The organism is Aeromonas simiae (genome assembly GCF_000820125.1).
Taxonomy (GTDB): Bacteria; Pseudomonadota; Gammaproteobacteria; order Enterobacterales; family Aeromonadaceae; genus Aeromonas; species Aeromonas simiae.
In genome coordinates this window covers 1-3,272 of sequence record NZ_CDBY01000073.1, presented here as the reverse complement: position 1 = coordinate 3,272, position 3,272 = coordinate 1, and the positions used below count along the sequence as shown (strand labels likewise).

At 52.5% G+C, this 3,272-nt stretch carries 2 rRNA genes; both read left to right on the top strand.

Annotated elements, in window-relative coordinates:
- Nucleotides 1-156: 156 nt before the first annotated feature.
- Nucleotides 157-3,046, top strand: a 23S ribosomal RNA gene (locus tag BN1134_RS15460).
- Nucleotides 3,047-3,149: 103 nt separating this feature from the next.
- Nucleotides 3,150-3,264 (top strand): 5S ribosomal RNA (gene rrf, locus BN1134_RS15455).
- Nucleotides 3,265-3,272 lie beyond the last annotated feature (8 nt).

The following is a 3,272-nucleotide window of genomic DNA, read 5'->3' as shown; positions in this document are numbered from 1 at the left end:
TGCTCTTTAACAATCTGGAAAGCTGATTAAAAAGTAGTTCTCAAACATTTGTTACAAGTGTCTTGGAAACTTCTTGGCGAAAACCAAAGTTTATATTTTGGTCCTTGTTGTGCAGCAACAAGCAAGCGTCGGAAACGACACTTCTTGGGGTTGTATGGTTAAGTGACTAAGCGTACACGGTGGATGCCTTGGCAGTCAGAGGCGATGAAGGACGTACTAACCTGCGATAAGCCGTGATGAGTCGGTAAGAGACATTATCAATCACGGATTTCCGAATGGGGAAACCCACCCGAGATAACTCGGGTATCTGTTACTGAATACATAGGTAACAGAGGCGAACCGGGAGAACTGAAACATCTAAGTACCCCGAGGAAAAGAAATCAACCGAGATTCCCTCAGTAGCGGCGAGCGAACGGGGATTAGCCCTTAAGCATCTTGGACGTTAGTGGAACGGTCTGGAAAGGCCGGCGATACAGGGTGATAGCCCCGTACACGAAAGCAACCTTGATGTGAAATCGAGTAGGGCGGGACACGTGATATCCTGTCTGAACATGGGGGGACCATCCTCCAAGGCTAAATACTCCTGACTGACCGATAGTGAACCAGTACCGTGAGGGAAAGGCGAAAAGAACCCCTGTGAGGGGAGTGAAATAGAACCTGAAACCGTGTACGTACAAGCAGTGGGAGCCCTTCGGGGTGACTGCGTACCTTTTGTATAATGGGTCAGCGACTTACATTCTGTAGCGAGGTTAACCGTATAGGGGAGCCGTAGGGAAACCGAGTCTTAACTGGGCGAATAGTTGCAGGGTGTAGACCCGAAACCGGGTGATCTAGCCATGGGCAGGTTGAAGGTTGAGTAACATCAACTGGAGGACCGAACCCACTAACGTTGCAAAGTTAGGGGATGACCTGTGGCTGGGGGTGAAAGGCCAATCAAACTCGGAGATAGCTGGTTCTCCCCGAAAGCTATTTAGGTAGCGCCTCGGACGAATACTACTGGGGGTAGAGCACTGTTAAGGCTAGGGGGTCATCCCGACTTACCAACCCTTTGCAAACTCCGAATACCAGTAAGTACTATCCGGGAGACACACGGCGGGTGCTAACGTCCGTCGTGAAGAGGGAAACAACCCAGACCGCCGGCTAAGGTCCCAAAGTTCTGGTTAAGTGGGAAACGATGTGGGAAGGCTCAGACAGCTAGGATGTTGGCTTAGAAGCAGCCATCATTTAAAGAAAGCGTAATAGCTCACTAGTCGAGTCGGCCTGCGCGGAAGATGTAACGGGGCTCAAACCAGGCACCGAAGCCGCGGATTTGCACTCAGTGCAAGTGGTAGGGGAGCGTTCTGTAAGTCTGCGAAGGTGTATCGAGAGGTATGCTGGAGATATCAGAAGTGCGAATGCTGACGTAAGTAACGATAAAGGGGGTGAAAAGCCTCCTCGCCGGAAGACCAAGGGTTCCTGTCCAACGTTAATCGGGGCAGGGTGAGTCGACCCCTAAGGCGAGGCCGAAAGGCGTAGTCGATGGGAAGCAGGTTAATATTCCTGCACGACATGTAATTGCGATGGGGGGACGGAGAAGGCTAGGTGGGCCAGGCGACGGTTGTCCTGGTGAAAGTGCGTAGGTGGTGTTTCTAGGCAAATCCGGAGACACAACACTGAGACACGAGACGAAGCCACTACGGTGGTGAAGCCATTGATGCCCTGCTTCCAGGAAAAGCCTCTAAGCTTCAGATTACATGTCATCGTACCCCAAACCGACACAGGTGGTCGGGTAGAGAATACCAAGGCGCTTGAGAGAACTCGGGTGAAGGAACTAGGCAAAATAGTACCGTAACTTCGGGAGAAGGTACGCTCTTGATGGTGAAGTGACTTGCTCACGGAGCTGTTGGGAGTCGCAGTGACCAGATGGCTGGGACTGTTTATCAAAAACACAGCACTCTGCAAACACGAAAGTGGACGTATAGGGTGTGACACCTGCCCGGTGCCGGAAGGTTAATTGATGGGGTTAGTGGTAACACGAAGCTCTTGATCGAAGCCCCGGTAAACGGCGGCCGTAACTATAACGGTCCTAAGGTAGCGAAATTCCTTGTCGGGTAAGTTCCGACCTGCACGAATGGTGTAACCATGGCCATGCTGTCTCCACCCGAGACTCAGTGAAATCGAAATCGCCGTGAAGATGCGGTGTACCCGCGGCTAGACGGAAAGACCCCGTGAACCTTTACTACAGCTTGGCACTGAACATTGAACCTACATGTGTAGGATAGGTGGGAGGCTTTGAAGCGATGACGCTAGTTGTCGTGGAGCCGACCTTGAAATACCACCCTTGTATGTTTGATGTTCTAACGCAGGTCCCTGAATCGGGATCGCGGACAGTGCCTGGTGGGTAGTTTGACTGGGGCGGTCTCCTCCCAAAGAGTAACGGAGGAGCACGAAGGTTGGCTAATCCTGGTCGGACATCAGGAGGTTAGTGCAATGGCATAAGCCAGCTTAACTGCGAGACGGACAGGTCGAGCAGGTGCGAAAGCAGGTCATAGTGATCCGGTGGTTCTGTATGGAAGGGCCATCGCTCAACGGATAAAAGGTACTCCGGGGATAACAGGCTGATACCGCCCAAGAGTTCATATCGACGGCGGTGTTTGGCACCTCGATGTCGGCTCATCACATCCTGGGGCTGAAGTTGGTCCCAAGGGTATGGCTGTTCGCCATTTAAAGTGGTACGCGAGCTGGGTTCAGAACGTCGTGAGACAGTTCGGTCCCTATCTGCCGTGGGCGTTGGATGATTGAAGGGAGTTGCTCCTAGTACGAGAGGACCGGAGTGAACGAACCTCTGGTGTTCGGGTTGTCACGCCAGTGGCACTGCCCGGTAGCTAAGTTCGGAATCGATAACCGCTGAAAGCATCTAAGCGGGAAGCGAGCCCTGAGATGAGTCATCCCTGACCCCTTGAGGGTCCTAAAGGGCCGTTGGAGACCACAACGTTGATAGGCGGGGTGTGTAAGCGCAGCGATGCGTTGAGCTAACCCGTACTAATTACCCGTGAGGCTTAACCATACAACACCCAAGAAGTGTTTTGAGCGCTTGTGACAAGCGAGAACGACTTTAGTGCTTGCGATGGATATCGTGAGTGCACTCAGCTTTTCGGATTACGATTTTGCCTGGCGGCCATAGCGCGGTGGACCCACCTGTTCCCATGCCGAACACAGAAGTGAAACGCTGTAGCGCCGATGGTAGTGTGGCAGATGCCATGCGAGAGTAGGACACTGCCAGGCACCCAATT